This is a genomic window from Arthrobacter rhombi (genome assembly GCF_900163545.1).
GTDB classification, from domain to species: domain Bacteria; phylum Actinomycetota; class Actinomycetes; order Actinomycetales; family Micrococcaceae; genus Arthrobacter_H; species Arthrobacter_H rhombi_A.
In genome coordinates this window covers 20,946-27,333 of record NZ_FUHW01000015.1, presented here as the reverse complement: position 1 = coordinate 27,333, position 6,388 = coordinate 20,946, and the positions used below count along the sequence as shown (strand labels likewise).

Annotated in this window: 5 protein-coding genes; all 5 read left to right on the top strand. The window is 62.2% G+C overall.

Annotated features, from left to right (window positions below; genetic code table 11):
• Nucleotides 1–247: 247 nt before the first annotated feature.
• The 5 genes from FM101_RS03435 (at nucleotide 248) to FM101_RS03415 (ending at nucleotide 6,347) form a co-directional block, all read left to right on the top strand.
• Nucleotides 248–895: a GntR family transcriptional regulator gene (locus tag FM101_RS03435; protein ID WP_241895400.1), complete on the top strand. Its 648-nt coding sequence runs from the start codon at nucleotides 248–250 to the stop codon at nucleotides 893–895.
• Between the two features lie 356 nt (nucleotides 896–1,251).
• Complete coding sequence (locus FM101_RS03430; protein WP_086995519.1) at nucleotides 1,252–2,571, top strand: MFS transporter; 1,320 nt, start codon at nucleotides 1,252–1,254, stop codon at nucleotides 2,569–2,571.
• A gap of 182 nt (nucleotides 2,572–2,753) precedes the next feature.
• A complete protein-coding gene (locus FM101_RS03425) occupies nucleotides 2,754–4,151 on the top strand; it encodes an MFS transporter (RefSeq protein ID WP_086995514.1) in 1,398 nt (465 codons plus the stop codon).
• Nucleotides 4,152–4,204: 53 nt separating this feature from the next.
• A complete protein-coding gene (locus FM101_RS03420) occupies nucleotides 4,205–5,458 on the top strand; it encodes a M24 family metallopeptidase (RefSeq protein ID WP_086995511.1) in 1,254 nt (417 codons plus the stop codon).
• Nucleotides 5,459–5,552: 94 nt separating this feature from the next.
• Nucleotides 5,553–6,347, top strand: a complete 795-nt coding sequence (locus FM101_RS03415) for an IclR family transcriptional regulator (protein ID WP_086995508.1) — start codon at nucleotides 5,553–5,555, stop codon at nucleotides 6,345–6,347.
• Nucleotides 6,348–6,388: the final 41 nt, after the last annotated feature.

Sequence of the window (6,388 nt, the reverse complement as noted above, 5' to 3'; positions counted from 1 at the left end):
TCGGCATCGATCCGCGAAGCGACCTCGGGATCAAGCTCCGCCAGCGGGGCCGTCAATGACTTCGCTGACACCTGGCCTGTTGTGGCGATGGTCATGGGTACTCCTCATCCGAACTACGTCGACAACTGATATATCTCTTGTGCTCAATATCGTATGATGGGGATCACGGTCGGTCAAGGAAAAGTTTTTACCCGCTGGTAATGTAGCCGCGGGCCTAGGAAGCAGGAGGAAGTCGATGGACATGGTGATGAGCGCGGCACCCGTTGCCGAATCGCTAGCGGAACGCTCCTATCGGGTCTTGCGTGATCGCCTGATCATGCTCGACATTGCCCCCGGTGCCCCCATTAATGAGGGTCTGCTTTCCGCGGAGCTGGATATGGGGCGCACCCCGATCCGCGAAGCCCTGAAGAAGCTCGAGACCGATCGGCTGGTCCACTCCTTTCCTCGGCGCGGAACCTTTGCCACGATGGTGGACATCAAGGACCTCGCGGCCATTTCGGAGATCCGCCACCTCCTCGAGCCGCTGGCGGCAGAGAAGGCCGCCCTCAATCCGAACCCCGCGCTGCGGGCGGAGCTGGCGGATACGGCGGCCGCGATCGAGCAGCTGGACGAGAGCCAGGACCGCAGGGCCCTGATGGAGTACGACCTGGAGGTGCATCGGCTGATCTACCGGGCGGCCGAAAACCAGTACCTCGAAGAGACGCTGGTGCGCCTGGATAACCTCGCCACCCGCATCTGGTGCCTGGTGATGGATCGACTGCCCAGCATTACCGGCCACATTCAAGAACACGCTTCGCTGTTGCGCGCCATTATTGCCGGCGACCCAGGAAAATCCCGCTTACTCGCCGAGGAGCATGTGCGCCACTTCGAGGCCACCATCCGCTCGATCCTCTAGCGGCCCTGCCATCCCTTTGGGTCTCCACCGTGAGGCTGCGGCGCCCACTTTGGGTCGCCGCCACAGGCCGTGGTCCACCGCCTTGCTCGACGGCTCCTGACGGGCGGCAGGGCTTGCCGCTGGGAAGCTTGTCCTCCCGAGGCCGGATTGCGCTCAGCTGTGGAGTGCCGCCCGAAGGGTTCGAACCTTGACCGTGACATAGATCACTCATATGGTTCGACGCAACGTGGTTGCAAAGGGTGCAACACGATTGAAGTTTGGTGGTAGCAGTGCCAGTTAACGGATATCCAGAAAAGTGGGATGGCGTGCCCGAGCGGCCCGTCCAGACCAAGGGGTACGCCCCCGCCGACGGGGCCATGGGCCCCACCCTGAGTGGTCAAAGCCGCGTCCATCCCGACGGGGTGGGGCCCGGCACCCGGAAAAAAGTGGTGGCGGCCAGTTTCATCGGCAACTTCGTGGAGTGGTTCGACTATGCCGTCTACGGGTATCTGGCGGTCACGATCACGGCAGTATTCTTCCCGGAGGCGGAGCCCAGGACCGGGCTCATGCTGACCTTTGCGCTCTTCGCCGTTTCGTTCCTGGTGCGTCCGCTCGGTGGATTCGTCTGGGGTCATATCGGGGACCGCATCGGGCGGCGAACGGCCCTGTCCTGGTCGATCCTCATCATGTCCGGCGCGACTTTCTGCATTGCCCTCATCCCCTCCTACGCGACGATTGGCATCGGGGCCCCGCTCCTGTTGCTGCTCATGCGTGTGGTCCAGGGGTTCTCGGCTTCCGGGGAATACGCGGGTGCCTCGGCTTTTTTGGTGGAGTATGCGCCAGCCAATCGTCGGGGACTCTTTGCTGCCGTCGTACCTGCCAGCACCGCAACGGGCCTTCTGCTCGGTTCCCTGATGGCTGCGCTGCTCACTGGCGTGCTGGATGCCGGACAGATGCAGGGCTGGGGGTGGCGGATTCCCTTCTTGTTGGCGGCTCCCATGGGTTTGATCGGCCGCTACATCCGAACCAAGCTGGAGGATACGCCGGCGTTCCGGGACCTTGCTGCCGAAGATGAGGCCGTCAAGGCGCCGGTCAAGGAAATGTTCCGCGATCACTGGCGGCAACTGTTGCAGGCCTCCGGCGCCGTACTGCTCAATGCGGTTGGTTTCTACGTCATCCTCAGCTACATGCCGACCTATCTTTCGCAGGAACTGGGGCTCGATGCGACCGCTTCCTATGTAGCGACGACGGTTGCCCTCGTGACCTATATCGGTTTCATCTTCCTCATCGGCCTGCTTTCGGATCACTTTGGACGCAAGCGTGTGTTGATCTCGGCCTCGATCTGTTTCATCTTGTTCACCGTACCGGCCTTTGCCCTGCTGGATACCGGAAACCTGGTGGTCATCATCCTGGTGCAAATCCTGCTGGGCGGGATGCTGGCGTTGAACGACGGGACGCTGCCGAGCTTCCTGGCCGAAATGTTCCCCACCCGCATTCGCTTCTCCGGCTTTGCGGTCAGCTTCAACCTCTCCAATGCGCTTTTTGGGGGCACTGCGCCATTCATGGCGACGCTCCTGATCGCCACGTCCGGAAGCCATCTGGCGCCGGGCTGGTACCTCATGGGCGCGGCAGCAATATCACTGGTCGCCGTCGCCCTTTCTGCAGAAACCAGCAAGGCGCCGCTCAAGCACCACTGAACCACTCGAGGACGGAGAGGCCCTACCCGGAATGGGGGGCCTCTCCGTCGCGCCGAACAAGCCGGCCCATCAGGCGGGGGAAGATTTTATTCGCAAAGTCTTGACAGTGACCTCCGCCACAAATAACGTTGACGCAACAGCGTTGCAGTGAGTGCAACTTCAAACTTCTTTGGTGGTCCCTCATGAATCACGGAAAAAAACCCGAAGCGAACGGCGAGCCCTTCCAGCCGCCGGTACTGACGCACCAGCACGAAAACCCTTCCCTGCCCGGGACCTCCTTCAGTGGTGGAACCGGCGAGGACACTCCCGCAACGATTCGCAAGACGCGCAACAAAGTGGTTGCCGCTAGCTTTATCGGCAACTTCGTTGAATGGTTCGACTACGCCGTCTACGGCTATCTGGCGGTGACCATCACGGCGGTCTTCTTCCCGGAAGCGGATCAGCAGACCGGCCTGTTGCTGACCTTCGGACTCTTTGCGGTGTCCTTCTTCGTCCGCCCCGTGGGCGGATTCATCTGGGGGCACCTGGGGGATAAATTCGGTCGGCGACTCGCGTTGTCATGGTCGATTTTGATTATGTCCGCGGCCACGTTCTGCATCGCGTTGATCCCCGGCTACGACACCATCGGCCTGTGGGCACCGATCATCCTGCTGATCATCCGGGTCATCCAGGGGTTCTCGGCCTCGGGCGAGTACGCCGGCGCTGCAGCCTTCCTGGTCGAATACGCCCCGCCGAAGCGCCGTGGCCTCTACGCGGCGGTCGTCCCCGCCAGCACGGCCAGTGGCCTGCTGCTGGGTTCGCTCCTGGCAGCCCTGCTGACCGGATTGCTTTCGACGGACCAGATGCATGACTGGGGCTGGCGGCTGCCGTTCCTGCTGGCGGCTCCGATGGGACTGATCGGCCGGTACATCCGGACCAAGCTTGAAGATTCCCCGGCCTTCAGGGCCCTCGAGGCCGAAGACACGACGGATTCGACGCCGATCAAAGACCTGTTCCGCGATCACTGGCGCCAGCTGGTCCAGGCCATCGGCGCCGTGTTGCTCAATGCCGTCGGCTTCTACATGCTGCTCAGCTACATGCCCACCTACCTCTCCACCGAGGTCGGTCTCGACGAGTCGAAGTCCTATCTGGCAACGACCGTGGCCCTGCTGACCTACATCGGATTCATCTTCGTGATGGGCATTCTCTCGGATAAATTGGGCCGCAAGAAGGTGCTGCTGACCGCTTCGGTCCTGTTCGTGATCTTCACCGTGCCCCTGTTCATGCTGCTGGACACCGGAAACTTCGTCGTGATCGTCCTGGTGCAGATTGCCCTCGGCGCCATGCTCACCCTCAACGATGGAACCCTGCCCAGCTTCCTGGCCGAAATGTTCCCCACCCGGGTGCGGTACACCGGCTTCGCCGTCAGCTTCAACCTCTCCAACGCGATCTTCGGCGGTACGGCACCCTTCGTGGCCACGTTCCTCATCGGCTTCACGGGGAGTGATCTCGCCCCGGGCTGGTACCTCATGGCCGCCGCCGTCGTCGCTCTGGTCGCCGTCGCCTTCTCCGCGGAAACCAGTAAAGAACCGCTGAAATAGCGGCCCCGAAACCTCCTAGCGAACCATGTACGAACCACAATATAAAGGAGTCCATTGTGACCACCGAAGCATCCGCCACCTCCGTCTCCGGCCTCGAGCGTCTGAAGGTCCTGCATAACGGCGAAAAGGTCGCCCTGACGTTCTCCGACGCCGAATTCGAACGCCGTCTGGCGGGCCTGCGCAAGATCATGGCCGAGAAGGACCTCGACGCCGTCGTCCTGACCAGCTACCACTCGATTAAGTACTATTCGGACTTCTTGTTCACGTACTTCGGGCGTTCCTACGCCATGGTCGTCACCGCCGACGACACCTGCACCATCACCGCCAACATTGACGCCGGCATGCCGTGGCGCCGCAGCTACGGCGAGAACATCGTCTACACCGACTGGCGCCGCGACAACTTCATCCACGGCATCCAGGAATCCCTGCGCCAGCGCAACGTCGCGGTACGGCGCCTCGGCGTCGAGGACGACACCTTGCCGCTGGACAACCGCAATAAGATCCAGGCAGCCTTCGCCGGTGCCACCCTGGTCGATGTCGCCCAGGCCGCCATGCGCCAGCGCATGATCAAATCGGCTGAAGAGATCGAGGTCATCAAACACGGCGCGCGGATCGGCGACATCGGCGGCGAAGCCATCAAGGCAGCCATCCGGGAGGGGATCTCCGAATACGAAGTCGCCCTCATCGGCACCGAGGCGATGGTCCACGAAATCGCCAAGACCTTCCCCGACTCCGAGATCCGCGACACCTGGGTGTGGTTCCAGTCGGGGATCAACACCGACGGGGCGCACAACTGGGCGACCACCCGGAAGCTGCAGCGAGGGGATATCTTGTCGCTGAACTGCTTCCCGATGACCTCGGGCTACTACACCGCACTGGAGCGCACCTTGTTCCTGGGCGAGCCGGATGAGCGTTCGCTGGAACTGTGGAACGTCAACGTCGAGGTACACCGTCGTGGCTTGGAACTGATCAAGCCGGGCGCTGTCTGCAAGGACATTGCCGCCGAACTCAACGAGATCTTCGTTGACCGGGGACTGCTGGCCAACCGCACCTTCGGCTACGGACACTCCTTCGGCGTCCTGTCGCACTACTACGGCCGCGAAGCTGGCCTGGAGCTGCGTGAGGACATCGATACCGTGCTCGAACCGGGAATGGTGGTGTCCATGGAACCGATGATTACCGTCCTCGATGGTCAGCCGGGAGCCGGCGGCTACCGCGAGCACGATATCCTCGTGGTGGACGAAAACGGCGCCGAGAACATCACCAAATTTGGTTTCGGCCCGGAAAACAACATCATCCCCTGCTAGCACGCACGGGAACCGGGACCCCTGGGGCCCGGTGGCTGCTGGTGGCGGACAACTGCTCCGCCACCAGCAGGACCAACCTTGGAGGGACGAAAAGATGACGGCTCAGACGCGTGAAACGATGGCGGGGGAGCCCCGTAGTTCTTCGGTGATCGTCAACGTCATCGACGTCCTTCGCTGCTTCACGGTGGACGATCCACTCCTGGGAGTCACCGAGATCGCCACCAGTGTGGGGCTGCACAAATCCAGCATCTCGCGCATCTTGGCCACCCTGGAACAAGAACGAATCGTTGAACGTGACGAGTTGTCGCGCAAATTCCGTTTGGGTATGGGACTGATTGCCGTGGCCGGTCCGCTGTTGGCCAATCTGGACGTCCGGCGCATCGCGTACCCCGTCTTGCAGGAGCTGGCCGAGGCCACGGGGGAGACGGCGGCCCTGAATATCTGGGACGGTGCCGAATCGGTTTCCGTCGAACAAATCTCCAGCCGTAAACAGGTCAAGCACACTTCGCCCATCGGCACCCGTTATGGCACACCGTTGAGCGCCTCCGTCCAAGTCTTTCTGGCCCATCAGGACGAAGCAGTAGTCCGAGAGCTGCTCTCCAGGGCAGGAGCCGAGCATGATCCTGCGGGACCGCAGGACGTCGAAAGGTACCTACGTCGACTCGAGAAGGTGCGCGAGCAGGGCTACGCCTGCAATTACGGAGAAACCTCCCACGAGGAGGTCGGCGTCGCGGCACCCATCATGGGACATCGGGGGGAAGTGGCTGCGGCACTGATGGTCGCAGCCCCGCTGTACCGCATCGACGAAGCCACACTGATCCAGCTCGCGGAAACCTGCTGCCGGGCCGCCGCACGGATCAGCCGCCGCATGGGCGGCCAGCCCGAATAGCACCCACAGCCCCACCCACGTCACCGGAAGCCAAGGAAGCC